We start from the raw sequence: 22,032 nt of genomic DNA, 5'->3' as shown, positions 1-22,032 counted from the left end.
GTGAGTTTTCCTGTTGTGTTGGGATATCCCGGTTCTTTCCGGGGTATCCCTTAATTTTTTACTATTAATTTTATGTCATAAATTGAGTCGGATCGTGAATAATTTGTAGGTTAATGGGCTTTAAAAACATCAATAAATGCTATATTTACGACCTCTATTTTGTGTAAAGTGTTTAAATTGTAAAAGTGTTTATTATGTTATTACGCGGATGTTTAGTTATTTTGTTGTTAGGCGTGCAATTCGCTTTTGGACAACAGAAACCCAATCCGGATTGGGTGAATCAGAAGTTTTCCATGTTTATTCACTGGGGATTGTATTCGGAGTTGGGGGGAGTTTGGAAGGGACAACCGGTTCGTTCCGGGTATAGTGAGCAGATACAGTCTTTTGCCAAGATCCCGAAGGCGGAGTACGAGGCGGTGGCGAAAGAATTTGATCCGGAGAAATGGAATGCCGATTCCGTGGTGGCTTTGGCAAAGGCGGCGGGGATGAAGTCCATCGTGTTCACGTCAAAGCATCATGACGGTTTTTGTATGTATCATTCCAAGTATACGAAGTATAATATCGTGGATGCAACTCCTTTCAAGCGGGACGTGATGAAAGAATTGTCGGATGCTTGCCGTCGGCAGGGGGTGAAGTTTGCGGTTTATTATTCATTGATTGATTGGAATTTCCCCGGAAATGGCATTACCCCTCATAATGCGGATGCTATCTCGAAGGAACACCATGCGTTCAGTATGCATCAAGTGGAAGAGATCATGACGAATTACGGTCCGATTTCTGAAATTTGGTTTGACATGGGGTCTTTGAGCGGGCAACAGAGTAAAGAGTTGTATGACCTTGTGAGTCGTCTGCAACCGCAGTGTATGGTGAGTGGGCGTTTGGGAAATGACCGGGGAGACTTTGCCGTGATGGCGGATAATGCTTACCCGGATTACAAGATTGGAGTGCCTTGGCAGACACCGGCCTCGTTTTTCGACGAGACATGGAGTTATCGCTCTTGGCAGGGACGGGGGAGTCTGGATAAAAAGATTGATGAGAAGTTACGTAGTTTAGTGAAGGTGGTAAGCCGTGGCGGTAACTTTTTACTGAACATTGGTCCGAGAGGGGATGGTTCCGTGGTAGAATTCGAACGGGATGCTTTATTAGCAATGGGGAAATGGATGAAACGTTACGGGGAAGGAATTTATAATACGACAGCTAATCCTTTTGATCATGCTGTTGAATGGGGGGACATTACTTGTAAGGGGAGTAATCTCTACTTGTTTGTTGAGAAGATCCCGGCTAACCGGGAGATTATTTTGAACGGGTTGATCGGGAAAGCGAAAAAAGCAAGTTTGTTAGTTGACGGGAAGGCCTTGAACTTGAAACAGGATGGGCAGTCCGTGTCGGTAAATATTCCCGGGGATGTGAAACCGGATCGGGGCATGATCGTGGTGAAACTGGAATTTGCCGGAGCCTTCCGGGTTGTTCCCGACCGGATTCTTGAAACGAGTGAATTGTCGGCTGTGAATGCAATTCCCGTGTATGCTTATTCCAGTATGGATTATTATTCCAGTTTTCGGAGTACGGTTGGGTTTAGCTGGCATTTCAGAAAATCCGGAAAGACCATTACCCCGACAATTGTTTACACGGCTGGAGAGCAGGGAAAAGAACTCCGTTTGGCCATTGACGGAAAAGAGCAGGATGTGACTTTGGTGGGCGGGGAGGTTCAAAAGTTGAATAACCACCCGGAGGGGATCACGTGGGGTAAGGTGTATATGTTCGATCCTCAAGAAGAACGCTTTAATGGTACGATTCTTGATCCGAAAGTGAATGCGGCAGCTTGGCGTTTGTGGGATGATTTTAAACCGGGAAAAGCCTTAAATATCCCAATGCAGGAGAAACAGTCGGTGCATATATTACACGAATTAACGAGTGATCGGGAGCAGGATGTACTGGTTGAATTAGGGGTTGCCGACGGGGTGCAGGTAGCCTTGAATGGTAAGGATGTGTTGTTGCGTACGTATGTTGGCGGAGTACCCCGGACAAATGAGGTGATAAAACTACATTTGAAGAAGGGAAATAATCAGTTGGTCGTGAAGTTACACAATCGTTACGGGACAGAAGTAACCTATTTGATGAATCCGAACGTGAAACAAGAAGAGTATAAACTTCGTTTGAAATCAATGAAGCTTTACTCCGGGGAAATTCACGATTGCAGTCTTGGAATGGCTCATCCTGCCAACAAGAATAGCGATATGGGATTACGGGATATACGAGTAGAATTAGAATAATAAAATATAGATATGAAAAAGAGATTACGTAAGAAATTACATAGAGGAGAGTTCCGGGAACTGGGATTTTCTTTTGATGCCAAATTCAAGACAGATACGGAAATGCAAGTGGTTGAAGCATGGTTGCAGGAGTTGGCAAGTTTGTTGAATTCTCATTCTTTGGAAATGGGGGGAGGTTGGAATTCCAATGTTTGTGGGGGATTCATTACCCGTGAACGGGGTAGTGTTACTCCGGAAGAACAGGACATCGTGCGGAAATGGTTTGATGAACACGGGCAGAATTTGGAATCCATTACTGTCGGAGAATTGAAAGATGCCTGGTACGGGTGGTAAAAAAACACCGATCAGTTTTCATTTCATTATAAAATATTATATTTTTGTCTGCGCTTGGGGCTGTAAATACAGCCCCAAGTTTGTAAGGTTCTCGTGGGTTGTTTATGCTCAACTTCTTTTCAGGGTTAACATGAATCGTGTATGTGATTTTATTGGTTGAAAGAACTTTACGGGTATTTTCCGTTATGGCGAGATGACTAGAAAACTGATTATATGAGAACAAAATTTTATTTACCTTTTATTGCTTTAGCATTGATAGCTACAAGTTGCAATAGTAAAAAAGAGGCGACCCAGGAAAGTGGAATCCGCCTTGCGAATCTGGATCAGACGATTAATCCGAGAAATGATTTTTACCAGTATGCCTGTGGAGGCTGGATGAAAGCTAACCCGCTCACGGATGAGTATTCAAGTTTCGGTTCATTCGATCAATTGGCCGAAAATAATCGTACCCAGATCAAAGGATTGATCGAGGAACTGGCTAAACAACAATCTCAGCCGGGCAGTATCACCCAGAAAATCGGGGATTTGTATAATATCGCCATGGATAGTGCTAAATTGAATGCGGACGGGGTTGCCCCGATTAAAGAATACTTGGATAAATTGGCGGCAATCAAAGATAGAAATGGTTTATCTCAGGAGATAGCAACTATGCACCGGGATGGTTTCGGACCTTTCTTCGGTTTGTACGTGGGGGCTGACGACATGAACAGTTCTATGAACATTGCCCAGTTGTATCAAGGAGGTTTAAGCTTGGGGGAACGTGAATATTATTTGGATGGTGATGACCATACGAAGGAAATTCGCACGAAGTTTGAAGAACACGTGGGCAAGATGTTCCAATTGGCCGGGTTTACCGCGGAAGAAGCCCAAAAAGCCGCAAAGAATGTGATGACAGTCGAGACTCGTTTGGCTGAAGCTTCTAAGTCTGCCGTGGAATTGCGTGACCCGTATGCGAATTACAATAAAATTACAGTGGCACAATTGAAGAAAGAAGTTCCGTCAATAGATTGGGATGCTTATTTCACGACGATCGGGTTGAAAGATTTGCAGGATGTGAACGTGGGACAAATGGATGAGATCAAAACGGTTGCCGACTTATTGAAAAAAGAAGATTTGGATGTATTGAAGGCTTATTTACAGTGGAATGTGATTAATACGGCATCTTCTTATTTGAGTGATAACTTTGTTGCACAGAACTTTGATTTTTATGGAAGAACTCTTTCCGGAACGAAAGAAATGCAACCTCGATGGAAACGTGCTGTTAGCGCTGTGAATGGTGTGCTGGGAGAGGCCGTCGGACAAATGTATACCGAGAAATATTTCCCTGCTGCGGCTAAAGAGCGTATGATTAAGTTGGTTGGAAACTTGCAGAAAGCTTTAGGCGAACGGATTCAAGGATTAGAATGGATGAGTGAAGAGACGAAAGCGAAAGCTTTGGAAAAATTGGCCGCCTTCCATGTAAAAGTGGGTTATCCTGATAAATGGAGAGATTATTCCAATCTGGAAATAAAGAATGATTCTTACTGGGCGAATATTATTCGTTCCAATCATTTCGATCATGATAAAATGATTGCCAAGGCAGGTAAACCGGTCGATAAGGACGAATGGTTGATGACCCCGCAAACTGTAAATGCTTATTATAATCCGACGACGAACGAAATTTGTTTCCCGGCAGCTATTCTTCAATACCCGTTCTTTGACATGAATGCGGATGATGCTTGTAATTATGGTGCTATTGGAGTTGTTATCGGTCATGAAATGACTCATGGTTTTGATGATCAAGGGCGTCAATATGATAAGGATGGAAACTTGAAAGACTGGTGGACTCCGGAGGATGCCAAGAACTTCAAGGAAAGAGCCCAAGTGTTAGTAGACTATTTTGGAAATATAGAGGTGTTACCGGGCTTGAAAGCGAATGGAGAACTGACGTTAGGTGAGAATATCGCTGACCATGGTGGTTTACAAGTGTCATTCCTAGCATTACAGAAAGCGATGGCTGAAAAACCGCTTGGAAAAGACGAGCATGGTTTCACCCCGGAACAACGTTTCTTCTTGTCATACGCCAATGTTTGGGCAGAAAACACCCGTGATGAACAAATCCGTTTGCAAACGAAATCCGATCCTCACTCTTTGGGACGGTGGCGTGTGAATGCAGCACTTCCTCACATCAGTATGTGGTATGATGCGTTTGGCGTGAAAGAGGGAGATGCATTGTATTTGCCGGTTGAGAAAAGAGCTTCTATTTGGTAATAGGTTAGTTTTTATGATATTGATTCCCCGGGTTGGCCATGCTGATCCGGGGAATGTTTTATAGGGGCATCTCGCCTGTATTACTGTATACTTGCGTCGGTGTCTCGTTAGTAGGTTAACGATAGGTTAACGAAAGGTCAACGATAGGTTAACGGTGTGGACTATCAATTTATGGGCGATATTTTCTTCATACATCATGTATATATACAGGAGACACCAAGGAGAGTACGGCGAGATTACTAAGCGTGTCTAAAGAAGGTATAAATCGGGAAGGGGCTAGGAACTAGGATTGTTACCTGCATAGATTTGTTTTTAACCAAAAAATAATTTATATTTGCTTGATACTAAAATTAAAAGGGTTATGGACATAGTTAAGCGAGATCAGTTTATTGCTCTTTGGAAGAAATATTTCAATGATGCGGAACTTCCTGTTGCATTTTATTATTCAAAGGAAAATAATAACGCCACGATCGTGAAGAAGGCGATGGGGCATACTTGTATCATAGCCCAGCTTGGGCGAGTTCGTAAAGGTGAATCGCTTTGTTTCTTACCGGATTCTGTGGGATGTGGCGGAGGAAAGTTTTACCTGGGATTCAGTAAAAGTATGAGGGAGGGATTCGAATATTTCCTGTCTCACGGGGAAAACACGCCTCACTGCGAGCGCTATAAACGGACTCCGGAACAGGTGAATGCTTTTTTGAAAACGATCCATGAACTTCCGAGAAAAGGCGATTGCCTGGTGTTTAAACGTTGGGATCACTTGACGGAGCAGGACGAGCCGGAGGCTGTGTTTTTCTTTGCCCCGGCGGATGTTATCTCGGGGCTTTTCACCTTAGCCGGTTTTGACAGTTCGAAACAGGAGGCGGTGATCTCTCCTTTCGGGGCCGGCTGTACCTCTATTATTTACTATCCTTACCGGGAACAAATAGAGGGTACGAAAAGAGCGGTGCTTGGGATGTTCGACCCGTCGGCAAGGTTATGTACGGGTAATAATCTATTGTCTTTTGCCGTGCCGATCTCGAAATTCATGGAGATGATTGACCAGATGGAGGAGAGTTTCCTGATCACGAATACGTGGAAGATGATGCAAAAACGGATGTGATGGACGTGAAACGGGGAGCCCGGTTATGCGTCTCGTTTTACGAGATGTTTGCGGCTTCCGCTCTTGCCGTGTCCTTTGCCTGCGGGCTGATTATGTTCATTTACCGGATGAAATCACCGGCCGTGGTGGCGGTGATCGTTGTGGCTACCTTTTGGTTCAAGGTAGCCACGATGGTATTCATTCGGTTTACTACAAAACGGAAATCAGGACGTTTTTTCTATTATTACAAGAACGTGGGGATGTCGATCCGATGGGTTTGGGGTATGGCTTTGGTGTTTGATTTCCTGACGTACGTGATCTGTATGTTAATCGCTTATCAATTGTAATTATGCATACGCTTGATGTAAGTAATCTCCACCTGGAATACGGGTTTAAGCGTGTCCTGTGGGATGCTTGCCTGCACTGTGAAACGGGGCAGGTTGTCGGTATCCTTGGCCGGAACGGGGGTGGGAAAAGTTGTCTGATGCAAGTTATTTACGGGGAGTTGAGGTTGAAGGATCAATATGTGGCTATCGACGGAAGGGGCTTGTTGACAAGAGAAAGGCGCCCGGAGGATATACGTTATCTTTTGCAACAGAGTTTCGTGCTACCGGGTTTGTCCGTGAAACAGGTGTTTGATGATTTCGGGGTGGCGTTCGAGAGTTTCGTGGAGGACTTTCCCGATTTTGTAGGGACAGCCCGAAAGCGGATGAAGACTTTTTCCACGGGGGAGCGAAGGATGATTGAGGTGTACGCGGTTCTGGCCTCGGATTCGAAATTTTGTTTGTTGGATGAGCCGTTCTCTTTTATGATGCCCCTGCACGTGCAGAAAATGAAAGAGGTGATCCGGCGGGAAAAGAAACGGAAAGGGATTGTAATTACCGATCACTATTTCGAGGACGTGATAGATATTAGTGACGAGTTATTTATGTTGAGAAGTGGTAAGACCTGGCGGGTCAATGGACGTGAGGATCTCGAATTGTTAGGATATATAAGGAATGCAGATGGAATTCAAGATAGATGAACAGACGTTGAACGATCTGGAGTTGTTCAATCAGGCTTTGGATGGGAAAAGTATTTTCTCTTGTTTCAATACCGCTTGCTCTGACGGGGGTAAGGCTTGTATGAGAAAGATGTTAGAAAGGCCGTTGACAGAGGTCAATAAAATCCGGGGTCGAGTAGAAGCAATTCGCTATCTGGGGCAATTGCCATTCTTTTTGGATATTCATCGGGAAGAATTGAGTTTTATCGAGGTTTACCTGCAACAGGAGGATGTGCCTCAACGCAATATGTATCATTTAACGAGTCGGGCGGTGAAAGGATGGTTGAAACCGGATAATGATTGTTATCTGCGCCAACGTGCAGTCCCGTATCTTGGGCGGCTTATCCGTGAGTTGGGGACTTTTATGGACGAGTTGCCAGCGGGGAGAGTGCCGGAGATGGTAAGGGATATGCAACAGAGGGTGAAAGAAACGCTTGCCCGTGAAGGGATGCAATACTTGGTGAATCAGAAAAAAGATTCTTTTTGGACACGAGAAAGCCTGGATCTTTATTTTCGGGGGAAAGAACTTGATGGGGTTCGTGTTGTGCTGGATACCTTGTATATGCTGGATGCTTTACGATCGTTGGGGATTATGACTAAAGGGGAGGAGTTGACGTTTCCGATTTTCACGGAAAGTGGGAGAACGGTGAGGATCGAGGGATTGTATCACTTGTTTTTGAAAAATCCGGTGAAGAATGATGTTTTGCTTGACGAACGGCAGCATCTATGTTTCCTGACAGGGCCGAACATGGCGGGAAAATCAACTTGCATGAAGGCTTTCGGGGTGGCGGTTTATCTGGCTCATTGCGGCTTTCCCGTACCGGCAGATCGGATGGAATTGTCCGTGTTTAAAGGGTTATTTACCACGATTAATTTGTCGGATAATCTGTCATTGGGATACAGTCATTATTATAATGAGGTTGCCCGGGTAAAATATATCGTGGAACAGGTGCGGGATTTACAGGAAGTGGTGGTGGTTTTTGATGAACTATTCCGGGGAACTAACGTGAAGGATGCGTATGATGCCTCTTGTGCGGTAATTGGTGGATTGGCCCGGTTGGAATATGGGGTGTTTATGATTTCCACGCATATTGTCGAGGTGGCGGAATTTTTGAAACCGTTTCCTTCGGTATGTTTCCGTTTCTTTGAAATAGACATGACAACGGGAGAACCCCGTTACACCTATCGCTTGCGGGAAGGAGTTTCCGACGAACGGATAGGGATGTATATTTTGAAGAAAGCGGGGGTGGTGGATTTGATAGAATCGTTATGAACAAGTGAATACAGAAAAAAATCATGAATTATTCTTTACTTGTTTGTTATCATTAGAATTATTTCTATTTTTGCGTTTGTAAAATGTTTCTTCGGGGCAGGGTGCAACTCCCTACCGGCGGTTATAGTCCGCGACTCCCTTTCGAGGGACTGATTCAGTGAAATTCTGAAACCGACGGTTAAAGTCCGGATGATAGAGGAAATATTTAGTTGTAATTGATGTTATATTAATACAATATAAATCTATGCCCCGAATGTGTATGCATTCGGGGCATTTTTGTTTAAAGGAGGTTTTGAACATGGTGAGACAGGAAGACATTGAATATATGCGACGGGCGATGGAGCTTGCCGAACGGGGAGTAGGATTCACGAATCCGAATCCGATGGTGGGAGCCGTGATCGTGAAGGGGGGAAAGGTGATCGGGGAAGGATGGCACGAGAGATGCGGAGAATGGCATGCGGAGAGGAACGCTTTCAAGAATTGTACGGTTCCTGCGGAAGGAGCCACGATGTACGTGACATTGGAACCTTGTTGCCATTATGGAAAGACCCCGCCTTGCACGGAGGCCATTATTGAACATGGGATTGCCCGGGTGGTGGTCGGGATGGAAGATCCGAACCCGTTGGTGGCAGGGAAAGGTATTGCCTTGTTACGAGAGGCTGGGATAGAGGTGGTTTGCGGGGTCGAGGAAGAGGCTTTGCGGGAACAGAATCGAGTATTTTTGAAATATATATCGACAAAGTTGCCTTGGGTGGCAATGAAGACCGCGATGACGTTGGACGGGAAGATCGCGACCCGGACGGGAGATTCGAAATGGATCACGGGAGCGGAAGCGCAAGCTTACGTGCATGAATTGCGGCATCGTTTTATGGCTATATTAGTGGGAATCGGGACGGCCGTGGCGGACGATCCTTTATTGAATTGCCGGATTGAGGGGCGTGGTGTCAGACAGCCGATACGAGTGGTGGTGGATAGTAATGCCCGTTTGTCTTTGGATAGCCAGCTCGTGAAAACGGCCGGAGAGTATCGTACCATCGTGGCTCATACCCGTTTTGCTCCGGAAGAGAGAGTGAAAGCTTTGCGAGAGACGGGTGTGGAGATGTTACTTTGCAAGGAGAAGGAAGGACTTGTGGATGTCAGGAACTTGTTGGAATTGTTGGGGCTGTCCGGAATTGATTCCATTTTGTTAGAAGGAGGAGGAAGTTTGAATTACACATTTTTGTCGGAGGGGCTTGCGGATGAATTGTATGCTTTTATTGCCCCGAAGATCGTGGGGGGAATGAATGCCAAGACTCCGGTAGAAGGTGCAGGGATGGAGAAAATGGCTGACGCTATTAACCTTGAATTGGAAAACGTACTGAACATCGGTCATGATGTCCTTTTAAAACTAAAAGTTAAAAACTAAAAGATAATAGATTTCGTGATTAAAAAAGTGAGGGCATTGAGAGAGGAAATCTAAAATCATAAATTGTAAATCTAAAATTAAGATGTTTACAGGTATAATCGAAGAAATAGGAACCATACGGGGTATCAAGCGGGGAAACCGGAGCGTGGTGCTGGAAGTGCAGGCAAAGAAGGTGTTGGAGGATTTGCACGTGGGGGATAGTATTGCCACGAACGGGGTTTGCCTGACCGTGATCTCTTTTGCTAACGGGAGTTTCTGTGCGGATGTGATGCCGGAGACGATGCAGCGTAGCAATTTAGGAGAGCTGCACGTTGGGGACCGGGTGAATCTGGAGAGGGCGTTGACGTTGAACGGGCGCTTGGGTGGACATATCGTGTCGGGTCATGTTGACGGGCTGGGGAAGATTGTTGGGAGAGAGAAAGACGAGAATGCCATTTGGATCATGATTTCAGCCCCGGCAGAGCTGTTGCGTTATATCGTGGATAAAGGTTCTATCACGATTGACGGGATAAGCCTAACGGTCGTGGCCGTGACGGATACGGGGTTTACGGTTTCTATTATTCCGCACACGCAGGATGAAACGACGTTAGTGAAGAAAAAGATTGGTGACGTGGTGAACCTTGAAAATGACGTGATTGCCAAATACGTGGAGAAGTTAATGCGTCCGACAGCCCCGGCAGAGCCGAAAGGCGGGTTGACGTTGGATTTCTTGTTAGCGAATGGATTTTAGAAAGTTAAAAGATAAAAACTAAAAGATAAAAGTTTAAGGAGATAAATTTAGGAGTATTGAGATATGGAAGAATTTAAATTTAGTACGATTGAAGAGGCTGTTGCAGATTTGAGAGCCGGAAAGATGATTATCGCCGTGGATGACCCGGATCGGGAGAACGAGGGGGATTTGATTTGTGCGGCCGAGTTTGCCACGTTGGAGAACGTGAACTTCATGGCTTCTTATGCTAAAGGATTGATTTGTATGCCGATGAGCAAGGCTTTGACCACGAAGTTGGGGTTGGAACAGATGGTTGCCACGAACACGGATAACCATTGCACGGCGTTCACGGTGTCAATCGATCACGTGGACACGACCACGGGTATTTCCGCGTTGGAGCGTTCCGTGACCGCGATGAAAGCGGTAGAGGATGATGCGAAACCGGAAGATTTCCGTCGTCCGGGACACATGTTCCCGTTGGAGGCAAAGAAGGGGGGCGTGCTGGAGCGTATGGGACACACGGAGGCCACGGTGGACTTGATGCGAATTGCCGGGTTGAAAGAGTGTGGCTTGTGTTGCGAGATTATGCGGGAGGATGGAACGATGATGCGTACACCGGAGTTGATGGAGTTTGCTAAAGCGCATGGAATGAAAATGATCACGGTGGCTGATTTGATCACCTATCGTCGGAAAACAGAGATATTGATCGAACGGGTAACCGAGGCTGATATGCCAACAAAATACGGGGACTTCAAGGCCTACGGGTATGTGAACAAGATTAACGGGGAACATCATATCGCTTTAGTGAAAGGTGACGTGACAGACGGGGAACCTGTATTGTGCCGGGTACATTCGGAGTGTTTGACGGGAGACGTGTTCGGTTCTTTGCGTTGTGATTGTGGAGACCAGCTGGCCGAGGCCATGCGTCGGATCGGAGAGAGAGGTCGGGGAGTATTGTTGTATATGCGTCAGGAAGGTCGGGGTATCGGTTTGATTAATAAATTGAAGGCTTATCACCTGCAAGACGAGGGAATGGATACCGTGGAGGCAAATATCGCTCTTGGGTTTAAGGCCGACTTGCGTGAATACGGTACCGGGGCAGAGATTTTGGCAGATCTGGGCGTGAAGAAAATGATCTTGATGACGAATAACCCGTTAAAAATTAATGGTTTGACCGGATACGGTATTGAAATCGTGGGACGTGAGCCGATTGAAATGACTTGTAACGAGAAGAACGAGTTTTATATGTACACGAAGTACAAGAAGATGGGACACATGATCCACGTGCGTCAACGGGAAGAGATCGAGAAATTGAAAGAAGGATTAGAAAACAAATAAATATAAAGACTATGAATTTACTGGAAGGGAAATTATTGGCAGAAGGCCAACGAATTGGTATCGTTGCAGGACGTTTTAACGAGTTTATCACGAGTAAATTGTTGGGTGGAGCGTTGGATGCTTTCAAACGTCATGGTGGAGATGAGGCAAATATTGACTTGGCTTGGGTTCCGGGTGCTTTTGAAATTCCGTTAGTGGCTAAGAAGATGGCCGAGACGAAAAAGTATGATGCCGTTGTTTGCTTGGGTGCCGTGATTCGTGGGGCAACTCCTCATTTCGATATGGTGGCTAACGAGGCAACCAAAGGGATTGCTAATGTCGGACTGCAAACGGGAACCCCGATTATCTTCGGTGTCCTGACTACCGACACGATCGAACAAGCTGTTGAAAGAGCCGGAACAAAAGCCGGAAATAAAGGTTTCGAGGCGGTAACTACGGCTATCGAAATGATTAATTTGTTGAAACAGATTTGATTTTTATAAATTGGAAAGGGACTGTCCCAAAGGTCATTTTCACTCAAAAAACTCCTCCGTCACTTCGTGCCACCTCCTCTATAAACAGAGGAAGAGCTGGTGACTCTTCCCGAAGACAGGGAGTATTTCAACTCTCCCTCTGTTTATAGAGGGAGTACGGCGAAGCCGGGAGGGAGTTTGAGAAATGACTTTGGGGACAGCCCCTTTTTAGTTTTTGGGCATTCGTATATCTAAGAGTTCTCTAATTTCATTGATGGTGTATGTTTTCACGTCACCATTTGGGGATTCTTCTATCCCACCTTCTATGGATGCCATGTTGTCTGGAGCATTAAACCATGGATCGTTGCTTGGACTTGGGTTTGCGGTATTTTCAAGCTCCAATGATTCTGTTTTTACCATTTCTGTTTTCTGCAAAGGATATGCAATAGTATGATATATGCATGATAATCATCTTGTATTGATGTAAAATCTATTTAACGTGGTTCTTTAAAGCTCATACATATAAAATTTGTTCTTGTTTATTGTTTTGTTTCAATAAATAAGTATTTTCGTACATCTATAATTGTTAATAGTTGAAGGTGGGTTGTATGGGAACATTAAACGAACAGGAGTTAAAGGAAATAGGGTGTCGTGTAAAGAGAGGTGATCATGAAGCTTTTCACACGCTTTATCGCTGTTACTTTGAACGTTATGTTCGTTATGCTGTTCGTTATACCTGCGATGTCGAGGAGGCTACGGATTTGGTACAGAATGCTTTTTTTTCGTTATGGGAGAATCTTTCCCAGTATGACGAGAACAAGAACATTTTTCTTTATCTGTTGATAATCGTGAAAAATAATTGTCTGAATTATTTGCGATCGATTAAAATTAAGGATAGTCATGGAGACAAAATTGTGGAGGCAATGTTGTTTTCGGGGGTAGATGATGAAGGAGTGGATGATGATATTCGGGCCCGATTGAAACAGGTATTACAGGAACTACCGGACAAGGGTAGATTCGTGTTGTTGGAGCATATCGTGGAAGGGAAAAAGGTGAAAGACATTGCCTTGGAGATGGATGTGGCGGAATCTACGGTAAAAACCCATTTGAAACGTTCGTTAAAGTATTTGAGAGAACATCTGTCATTTATTCTTTTTTCCGTGTGATGGTCCTCTTGGAGAAGTGTTCTTGAGATGCAGAACTTTTCTTTGAAAATATTTTAAAACATTGTCCCCCGTTTTGAATCTCCGTGTGTACTTGTGGTAAAATGAATCGAGTATGCGTGAAGATAATTTTATAGAATGGAGAATACTTGCCGGAAAACTTCGGGGAACTCTTTCAAGCAAGGAGGAACAGGAGTTTCAGGCTTGGTATGATGCGAGCATACGACATCGGAAATATTTCGAACGGCTGGGGAAGTTGTGGGATTCGGGGGAAGAGAGCGAGATCCGGGTGGATGTGGAGGCCATGATTCGTGACTTTGACAGACACGTGGAGAAGAGAAAGAGAATTTCGATCCGTCGTCGCTGGATACAAGTGGCAGCCGTGGTAATTCCTCTGATCGTACTGGGGACCGTTATTTATTGGAATCGAGGGATGAAACCGGTAGAACAGGTTGCTGTTAATACGTTGTTGATGCCGGGAGAGAGCCGGGCGAAATTGACTTTGTCCGACGGGCGGGTGGTATTGCTTGATAAGATGCAAAAGGATGAAACCATGATTGATGCGGGTAATTCTTTTATCCGGAGGGGTGAAGGACGGGTGACCTATGTCAAAGGAAGCGAGAAATCCCCGGATAAAGTGGAGTACAACACGATGGAAGTACCTCGGGGTGGCGAATACGTGCTGGAATTGAGTGATGGTACCCGGGTGTGGTTGAATTCTCAGACACGCCTGGTTTACCCGACTTGTTTCGTGGGTTCGGAGAGAGTGATTGAGCTTGATGGAGAAGCTTATTTCCAGGTCGCTCGTGACACGACCATGCCTTTTGTTGTCCGGGTAGGCAAGAATGCAGTACGGGTATATGGAACTTCATTTAACGTGAGTGCTTATCGGGAAGATGCCAATATGATAACAACGCTGGAAACCGGAAGCGTGGGACTTTGGGTTGGGGAGAAAGAATATCGTTTGGTCCCCGGGGATCAAGCTGACGTGACGGTTGCAACCGGAACTGTTGTTAAGTACAGGGTGAATGCGGATGCGTATTGTTCCTGGAGAAACGGAACATTTATTTTTGAGGAAGAACGATTGGAGAGCATATTGAATCGTTTGTCCAGATGGTATAACGTGGATATATTTTATCAGAACGAGTCTATCAAGGATTTGCATTTTACTGGGGATCTGGGGCGGTATGAAGATTTCATGGAGGTGCTGAAGTTAATCGGGTTAACCACGAATGTCGAATTTGTCGTAAATGGAAGGAATATTATCGTGAAATACAAATAAAAAAGAGACCGGTGAAGAAACTGCCATTTCTCTGCCGGTCAAAAATAATCATATTTAATTGAAACAAAGTTATGAAAAAAAACAATGTGTTGTATCCATTGCTTGGTCTGCGGGTACATTTAAATCGATGTTTGCCCATGAAATTGATGACCTTACTGGTTTTCGTCTTTTCTATACCCGCCTTTTCGGCCGCGTATAGTCAAGAAGGTAGTGTTAGTTTTTCTGCGGAAAATATGAGGGTGGAGGAGATAATTAAACACGTGCGGAGTATTTCGGGGTACAAGTTTTTGTTTAATCACGAGGAGTTGAGAACCGCGGGAACGAAGAGCGTGAAGTTTGCCAACACTCCGATTCGTGAGGTGATGAATGAGGTGTTGAGAGGGACGAATTTGACCTATCGCCTGGAGAAGGACGTGATTGTCATTTATCCGATAGTCGTCACGGCACGGGATTCCGTGCAAAAGAGCGTGACAGTAAAAGGGGTTGTCAAGGATGAAAAGGGGGCCACGTTACCGGGTGTCACTGTTTTACTGAAAGGGACCACGATCGGGGTAACAACTGACGAGGATGGAAAGTTTTCTTTAACGATACCGGAATCTCCGAATGCGGAATTTCTTTTCTCGTTCGTGGGGATGATCCCGCAAACCGTTCTTTACCGTAATATGCCGAAGGGTGATTGGACGGTGGTCATGAAAGAAGAGGTGATGGAGGTGGACGAGGTGGTCGTGACCGGATTATTGACCCGCAAGAAAAGCGGTTTCGCGGGAACGACAACCATGATCACGAAGCAGGAATTAGCCAAGGTGTCGACGGGGAATATTTTTACCACGATTTCGGCTATTGATGCGGGATTCAAGATTAACGAGAATAATCTGGACGGGTCTAACCCGAACGTGTTACCCGACTTTACTATCCGTGGTAAAGGGTCTTTTCAGAACGGGTCGACGACCCCTATTTTTATTTTGGACGGTTTTGAAGTGTCTGCCCAAAAAGTTTTCGACATGGATGTTAATCGTATCGAAAGTATTACCTTGTTGAAGGATGCCTCGGCCACGATTCTTTACGGTTCCCGGGCATCGAACGGGGTGATCGTAATCGAGACGACAGCTCCCCAGGCGGGGAAGTTACGAGTGACTTACGATTTCAAACCGACCATCGGGGTGGTAGACCTGACAGATTATGATTTGATGAATGCCCGGGAGAAATTGCAGTACGAGAAAGAGGCGGGGTTGTACGAGTATGAGGGAAGTGTCGGTTACGAGGAGAATAATCGTCGGGAGCAGGCGAAATTGGATGAGTCATATTACACGAAATATAAAAATATTGTAGAGGGAGTGAACACTTACTGGTTATCTCAACCGGTAGAGTCCTCGTTCTCTCATGCTCATTCCATATTCGTGGAAGGTGGGGCGGATAACGTGCGTTACGGTATCGATGCCTCGTACAATCAGAATAAGGGGGTGATGAAGGAATCCGGGCGTGATCGTTTGGGGTTGGGGTTTACCTTGATCTACCGGATAAAGGATAAGGTGACGATTCGGAATTATATGTCCTATGCTCACACGAAGGCTTATAATTCTCCTTATGGCAGTTTTTCCACGTATGCTGCGTTGAATCCCTACGAACGGATTTATGATGAAAACGGGGAGCTGATTGCCAAGTTGAGCGACGGGACGACGAATCCCCTATATGATGCTTTTTTGCCTAATCGCAATTTCACGAAGATGCAGGAGTTCACGGAACAATTGAGCGTGGACTGGTTTATCCGGGAGGGACTACGTTTGAAAGGACAAATCTCGATCGTGAAAGGTGAAACCAGTGGGGAGAACTATAAGTCTCCATTCTCCGCGGAGTTTTTGAATACCGTTTATAATTCAGAAAATCGAATGCAGGAATATCTTCCGATAGCAAAGCGTGGGTATTTGTCCATGACGGACGGGAGTAGCTTGGGGTATAACGGGAATATTACATTGAACTATAATACTCTGTTCGGGGAGAAACATATTCTTTACGCGGGTATCGGGTGTGAGGTGAAACAGGATGATAGTAATTCACATGGTTTCACGTTAACCGGATTCCCGGACGATCGCTATTCCGACCCGGCTTTTGCCATCCAGTTCAAGGAAAATTCAAGAGCTACCAGTGACGAGAGTAAATCCCGTTCCATCGGTTTCTTCGCTAACGGGAATTATATTTATGATGATCGTTATTTTGCGGATGTATCCGTGCGTATTGACGGCTCTTCCAAATTTGGAGTAGACAAACGTTTTGCACCTTTCTGGTCCGTGGGTGCCGGGTGGAACGTGCATAACGAGAAATTCTTTAAATCGACAAAGGTGAGTATGCTAAAACTGCGTTATTCATACGGTGTAACGGGTAACCAGGAGTTCTCGGCTTACCAGGCCCAGACGATGTTCCAGTTCAACACGGATCGTTTGTATAATTCTTCCGTTACGGCGGAGTTGATGGGGTACGGGAATCCGGATCTGGAATGGCAGAACCAGTACCAATCGAATTTCGGGTTGGATTTTGGTTATGCGAAAGACCGTATTCGTGTGCAGTTCAACTATTATTTGAAAAAGACACAGGGATTGTTGACTACGATCACCGTGGCTCCTTCTCTGGGTTTCCCCTCGGATAACTACACGGCAAATTTGGGAGAGATTCAGAATAAAGGGCTGGAGGTGAATCTGAATGCCGTGATTATCCGTGATATGGAAAAGGAATTGGAATGGTCGGTGATGTTTCAGGCTGCCAACAACAAAAATAAGATTAGAAAGATCTCCACTGCCTTGAAAACGGTGAACGATGAGAATAATAAAAATACTCAAGTTCCGGGAGCAGTTTACGAGGAAGGCGAATCGATGAGCGCGATTAAGGCTGTCCGTTCTCTAGGTATTGACCCGACAACCGGTAAGGAGTTGTTCGTGAAGAAAAACGGAGAACTGACTTACACGTGGGATGCGGAAGACAAAGTGATTTGCGGGGACACGGAGCCCAAGGTCTTCGGGAACTTCGGAACCAACCTGTATTGGAAGGGCTGGAATTTGAATATGGTATTTAAGTATAATTTCGGTGCGGATTATTATAATTCGACATTGGCTCAACGGGTTGAAGGTGCCGATCCCGCGAAGAATGCAGACCGTCGGGTGTTGAAGGATCGGTGGAAAGAACCGGGACAACATGCTCTCTACAAAAATATAAAGGATTACAAGACGACTTATATTTCCAGTCGTTTCGTGCAAAAGGATAACACGGTGCAGTTGTCGACGCTCTCTTTGTCTTACGAGGTGAACAAGGCGTGGATCAGTCGGTTTGGAATGAATACGTTGAGGTTGAGCTTTTACATGAACGACGTGTTCCGAGCTTCAACCGTGAAGAATGAACGAGGAATTGACTATCCTTTCCAACGTAGTTTCGTGTTCGGGTTAAATGTCAGTTTTTAATTTAAATGGATCAGGTTATGAAATTGAAATATGTAATTATCGTGTTGATCGCTCTGTTGTCGTTCTCGTCATGTAACGACTGGCTGGACGTGGTTCCGCAGGGACAAGTGCAGGGCGAAGATTTGCTTACGGACGAGAAGGGATATAATTCTGCCTTGGATGGTATTTATTATAAGTTGACTTCGGAGACACTTTACGGGATGGAATTATCGTTCGGGATGATGGACGTGTTGGCTCAATACTGGGATTTGTCCACGAAGACGAAGAATCCTTATTACAAACAATCGTTGTTTGACTACGAGGATGCAACTTCAAAAACTCGTTTCAAGGCAATTTGGTCCATGATGTACCAGGGGATCACGCAGGCCAATTACATTTTGGAATCTTTGGAAGGGAACCGGGACAAGATCAAGTATGCCGAATTGATAGAGGGAGAGGCGTATGCTTTGAGAGCTTTTATCCACATGGAACTGGCGTCTATGTATGGTCCGGTGATTCGCACGGAGGCCGATTTGGATAAGAAATGTATCGCTTACCGCACGGAGTATAACGTGAAGGCACAGGAATTTGAATCTATGCGTTCCGTGTTGACGAAAGCCAAGGAAGACTTGACAAAGGCAGAAGAATTGTTGAAAAATGATCCGATCGTTGAGAATAAACGTTACGGGAACGGAAATAGTTCTATGCTTGATTATCATGCCGTGTTGGAAAGAAGGGGTGACCGGATGAACCTGTATGCCGTGAAAGGATTGTTGATGCGAGTGGAACTGGCATTGATGAATAAAGTGGGGGCCCGGCAGTTGGCCGTGAACTTGATTGATGAGTGTAAATCCACCGAGTTATTCACCCTGACGGACAAGACGGATAAACTGTATGATATTAACATGGGCGAGGAGATGTTGTTGGGATTCTACAAGAATGACCTGTGGGAAGTGGCCCGAGATACTTTCGGAATGGAAAAAGGGAATGCCGAGGCAAATTTCTGTATTACTCCCAACCAGTATGATATATACCTGAATGAACTTTACGGGCGGGCCCCGGATGGTTCGGGTACGGATAATCGTTTGCGTGTTTGGTTCCAGAGGCCTTCTTCCGGTGCGGATTATTACAATTTCCAGAAACTTTACGAAACCTCGCATCCCGGCACGATATATTTGCCTTACTACCCGGAGGTGGCTATCTTGAAACTGTCTGAAGTGTACTATGTTGCCTGCGAAACATCGATTGGAGTGGATAACGGGAAAGCGTTGGAGTATCTGAACGAGGTAAGGGATTCCCGGAATCTGGCTAAATTGGCAGGTCCATACGGAAATGAGGAATTGATGGAATACTTGATGCGGGAGATGCGAAAAGATTTTATAGGGGAAGGTCGGATGTGGCCTATTTACAAGAGGCTGTACCGGGATTTTTACGTGCGTCAAGGGGTAATTATTGCCCCGACGGAGGACAAGTACGTGTTCCCTATCCCGGATGAAGAATACGAGTATTCCCCCAACACGAACCCCAAAGGAGACAAGTAACCTAATAAGCGAGTTATACTATGAAAAAGATAATATTATATATGATCATGGCTATTGCCGGCATGATAGCCGTGTCCTGTGATAAGGCGATAGATGAGTTTGATAACTCAACGAATTATATTTATTTCGATATGCCATTCGTTCTGGATCAATACGGGAGAAAGACAACTGTCCGGGAGGATAGCTTGATGTATTCTTTTGCTATGGACGATCTGTCGGTGACGGAATACACGTTTAAAATTCCGGTAAATTCTGTTGGTCTGGTGACCGATCAGGACCGGGGTTTTAAAGTGGTTGTTGAATCGGGAACCGCTACTGGAAATGATTGGGATGAAACGTCTTTATCCAAAGGGATGATCCCGGCAGGTGAATTGATTGATACTTTGCGGGTGACCGTGAAACGTACCGATGTCTTGAAAAAAGAGTGGAGAACAATCACCTTTCGTTTGGAACAGAATGAACATTTTGCATTGGGAGCCGCGGAGTTGTTGAAGGCTAAAATATCCTTCACCGATATTTTGCAACCCCCAACTTGGTGGGCTACCTGGGAAAGATATTTTGGTGAATTTTCTCGTGAGAAGTATGCCAAGTGGCAGGAGATCTATTATTTGGGAGCCGATCCCAATTTGGAGAAATACGGTCCGGATACCGGTAAACAGTTATACTGGGGACAAATGCCTTATTACACGATGTCCAGTTGGTACCCTTCAACATTTATGTTTATTCGTAAGTTGAAGCAGTATTTTATTGATAACGAGGTGTACCCGGACGGGGATACTTCCAAACCCAGAATCACTCTTCCTTAATCCTTAAACCTGTTTATTATGAAAAAGAATATAACGATATATCTACTTTTGCTGGCAGCGATATTTTTCGCTTGTTCGGAAGATAAAGGAAATTACGATTATGCCCCTGCCAATAATTTGAAAATTAAAGGTATTCCCACGGATACCGCCGTGCAGAGTTACGAGGTATTGAAGTTGGTGCCGGAATTTGAGCGTTCCCTGCTCCCGTCGGAAGAGGGACTCGTGTACAGTTGGACGATCGAGGGAGAGGAAGTTGCCACGACCCGAGATTTGGAATATACGATTCCCGGTAGTTTGAACGTGGGTAAACATGATTGTCGTTACATTGTCACGGATTCGAAGAATGACATGAAATATTTCTACTCTTTTAATATTTCCGTGACGTCGCCTTTCTCCTGGGGATATTATTTCTTGTGCGAGGGGGCGAACAAGGAATCAATTTTGTCCTATTTTTCTGCCAAAGAAGGTACGACGGATTGTATTCACGTGGATAATATCGGGGGATATTCCCTAGGGAGCGAGCCGAAGGCGATCATCGAACAATTCGGTAATATCTCTTCTTTAGGGGATTATTATTACACGTTTTACGTGATCTCCGCCAAGGGGGAGACTCCCACGATTATCACGGATAACGGGGCTTTCATGCCTACCGGGTTGATCACGAATTCCAGTTTTATGTTCGAGGGAGATTCCTATAACCCGACAGATGGCGTGATGATGGCCACGGGTACTCCTTATTTTATCTCGAACGAGAAGATTTATTCCTATAATTCGGGGCTGTTATATCGTCCGGCACAACATGACAAGGAGTATAAGTGGAGTCATCCGGCCTCTTATTATGGCTACGTGTTTGTTTTTGACGAACTGAGCAAGAAGTATTATGTACTGAAGAAGCAGATTAACGATCCGGAGCAGGGCTTGGTGTCAGATAGCTACGCGCTGGATCGGGTTATCGAGATCAAGGAGCAACCGAGTTACGAGGGACAGACTCTTATTACACAATCCGTGGGGATGGATGCCGATGCTCATGTCCTGTCGTTGGCTTTGGCTGAATCTGGAAAAATTAATCTGGTTTCACTGCAATATATTGATTTCAGGGCAGCAAAAGATGAAGACCCTGAAATCAAGGAACAGGGTATATTGAAAACTTCCGAATCTCTCTCTTTGGCGGGGGCGGATGCTAATACACGGGGTATTTTGGTCGGACAGGACTGGTATTTCGTGGTAGGTAACAAAGTGTACACTTCTCCGGTTTTGAAACCGCAACTGGCAGATTTGACAACCTTGCCGGATGACTTGGGGGTACCGGTTGCCGTGGCCGTGTCGTCAAAAGAGACGCATTTGATCATCGCTACTTATGATGCCGGCAGCAGTCACGAGAATAAAGGATCGTTCGCTCTTGTAGATCTTACGACGAAAGAAGTTAAAGTGCATCGTAACGTGATGGGAAAATGTGTGGTGGCAAAAGGATATGATGCGAACCCGTGGTTCTAGTGTAGGTTTTTATAGATGAGAGAAGGTTGTCCGTTATCGGGCAACCTTTTTTCGTGTGTTGCATTTTTGTCCCTTTTCTATGGGCATTCTAACGGATGAATATCCCAGTTCTCTGTTGGTTGGCAGACTGTTAGGCGACAGTTAGGCGCTATCGCCCGATTGTCG

18 protein-coding genes and 1 riboswitch are annotated in these 22,032 nt (G+C 45.2%); of the genes, 17 read left to right on the top strand and 1 reads right to left on the bottom strand.

Annotated elements, in window-relative coordinates:
• Positions 1–194: 194 nt before the first annotated feature.
• From I2I33_RS08660 to ribE, 11 genes are all read left to right on the top strand, one after another.
• Positions 195–2,273, top strand: a complete 2,079-nt coding sequence (locus I2I33_RS08660) for an alpha-L-fucosidase (RefSeq protein ID WP_087420748.1) — start codon at positions 195–197, stop codon at positions 2,271–2,273.
• Between the two features lie 12 nt (positions 2,274–2,285).
• Positions 2,286–2,606: a 50S ribosome-binding protein YggL gene (locus I2I33_RS08655; RefSeq protein WP_087420749.1), complete on the top strand. Its 321-nt coding sequence runs from the start codon at positions 2,286–2,288 to the stop codon at positions 2,604–2,606.
• Positions 2,607–2,819: 213 nt separating this feature from the next.
• Positions 2,820–4,856 (top strand): M13 family metallopeptidase, encoded by a 2,037-nt coding sequence (locus I2I33_RS08650; RefSeq protein WP_087420750.1) that lies wholly within the window; start codon positions 2,820–2,822, stop codon positions 4,854–4,856.
• Positions 4,857–5,217: 361 nt separating this feature from the next.
• Positions 5,218–5,958 carry a DUF169 domain-containing protein gene (locus tag I2I33_RS08645; RefSeq protein WP_087420751.1) on the top strand — a complete coding sequence of 247 codons (741 nt, stop codon included), beginning with the start codon at positions 5,218–5,220 and terminating at the stop codon, positions 5,956–5,958.
• A complete protein-coding gene (locus I2I33_RS08640) occupies positions 5,958–6,284 on the top strand; it encodes a hypothetical protein (RefSeq protein WP_087420752.1) in 327 nt (108 codons plus the stop codon). Before I2I33_RS08645 ends, I2I33_RS08640 begins: the two co-directional genes overlap by 1 nt.
• A gap of 2 nt (positions 6,285–6,286) precedes the next feature.
• A complete protein-coding gene (locus I2I33_RS08635; RefSeq protein WP_087420753.1) occupies positions 6,287–6,961 on the top strand; it encodes an ABC transporter ATP-binding protein in 675 nt (224 codons plus the stop codon).
• The gene (locus I2I33_RS08630) at positions 6,942–8,252 is read left to right on the top strand and encodes a MutS-related protein (RefSeq protein WP_162613751.1); all 1,311 of its coding nucleotides are present in this window, start codon (positions 6,942–6,944) and stop codon (positions 8,250–8,252) included. Before I2I33_RS08635 ends, I2I33_RS08630 begins: the two co-directional genes overlap by 20 nt.
• Positions 8,253–8,335: 83 nt before the next feature.
• Positions 8,336–8,457, top strand: a riboswitch (FMN riboswitch).
• 93 nt (positions 8,458–8,550) lie between these two features.
• Positions 8,551–9,657, top strand: coding sequence for a bifunctional diaminohydroxyphosphoribosylaminopyrimidine deaminase/5-amino-6-(5-phosphoribosylamino)uracil reductase RibD (gene ribD, locus I2I33_RS08625; protein ID WP_087421283.1), 1,107 nt, complete (start codon positions 8,551–8,553; stop codon positions 9,655–9,657).
• 82 nt (positions 9,658–9,739) lie between these two features.
• Positions 9,740–10,387, top strand: a complete 648-nt coding sequence (locus I2I33_RS08620) for a riboflavin synthase (RefSeq protein ID WP_087420755.1) — start codon at positions 9,740–9,742, stop codon at positions 10,385–10,387.
• Positions 10,388–10,450: 63 nt separating this feature from the next.
• Positions 10,451–11,704, top strand: coding sequence for a bifunctional 3,4-dihydroxy-2-butanone-4-phosphate synthase/GTP cyclohydrolase II (locus I2I33_RS08615; RefSeq protein WP_087420756.1), 1,254 nt, complete (start codon positions 10,451–10,453; stop codon positions 11,702–11,704).
• An 11-nt stretch (positions 11,705–11,715) separates the two neighbouring features.
• Complete coding sequence (gene ribE / locus I2I33_RS08610) at positions 11,716–12,177, top strand: 6,7-dimethyl-8-ribityllumazine synthase (RefSeq protein ID WP_027202226.1); 462 nt, start codon at positions 11,716–11,718, stop codon at positions 12,175–12,177.
• Positions 12,178–12,384: 207 nt separating this feature from the next.
• On the opposite strand, the gene I2I33_RS08605 is transcribed toward ribE, so the two are convergent.
• Positions 12,385–12,576, bottom strand: coding sequence for a hypothetical protein (locus tag I2I33_RS08605; protein WP_087420757.1), 192 nt, complete (start codon positions 12,574–12,576; stop codon positions 12,385–12,387).
• Positions 12,577–12,764: 188 nt separating this feature from the next.
• Between I2I33_RS08605 and I2I33_RS08600 the strand changes: the two genes are divergently transcribed.
• The 6 genes from I2I33_RS08600 (at position 12,765) to I2I33_RS08575 (ending at position 21,867) form a co-directional block, all read left to right on the top strand.
• Positions 12,765–13,322 (top strand): RNA polymerase sigma factor, encoded by a 558-nt coding sequence (locus I2I33_RS08600; RefSeq protein WP_087421284.1) that lies wholly within the window; start codon positions 12,765–12,767, stop codon positions 13,320–13,322.
• Positions 13,323–13,434: 112 nt separating this feature from the next.
• Complete coding sequence (locus I2I33_RS08595) at positions 13,435–14,601, top strand: FecR family protein (protein ID WP_087420758.1); 1,167 nt, start codon at positions 13,435–13,437, stop codon at positions 14,599–14,601.
• Between the two features lie 71 nt (positions 14,602–14,672).
• Positions 14,673–18,047, top strand: a complete 3,375-nt coding sequence (locus I2I33_RS08590) for a SusC/RagA family TonB-linked outer membrane protein (protein ID WP_087420759.1) — start codon at positions 14,673–14,675, stop codon at positions 18,045–18,047.
• Positions 18,048–18,064: 17 nt separating this feature from the next.
• A complete protein-coding gene (locus I2I33_RS08585; protein ID WP_162613753.1) occupies positions 18,065–19,567 on the top strand; it encodes a RagB/SusD family nutrient uptake outer membrane protein in 1,503 nt (500 codons plus the stop codon).
• Between the two features lie 20 nt (positions 19,568–19,587).
• Complete coding sequence (locus I2I33_RS08580) at positions 19,588–20,373, top strand: DUF4843 domain-containing protein (RefSeq protein WP_087420761.1); 786 nt, start codon at positions 19,588–19,590, stop codon at positions 20,371–20,373.
• A gap of 18 nt (positions 20,374–20,391) precedes the next feature.
• A complete protein-coding gene (locus I2I33_RS08575; protein ID WP_087420762.1) occupies positions 20,392–21,867 on the top strand; it encodes a PKD-like family lipoprotein in 1,476 nt (491 codons plus the stop codon).
• Positions 21,868–22,032: the final 165 nt, after the last annotated feature.

It is taken from the genome of Butyricimonas sp. BSD2780061689_150309_C8 (assembly GCF_015560935.1).
Classification (GTDB): domain Bacteria; phylum Bacteroidota; class Bacteroidia; order Bacteroidales; family Marinifilaceae; genus Butyricimonas; species Butyricimonas paravirosa.
Note: the sequence above shows the minus strand (reverse complement) of the source record. Positions and strands in the feature narration are given on the sequence as shown.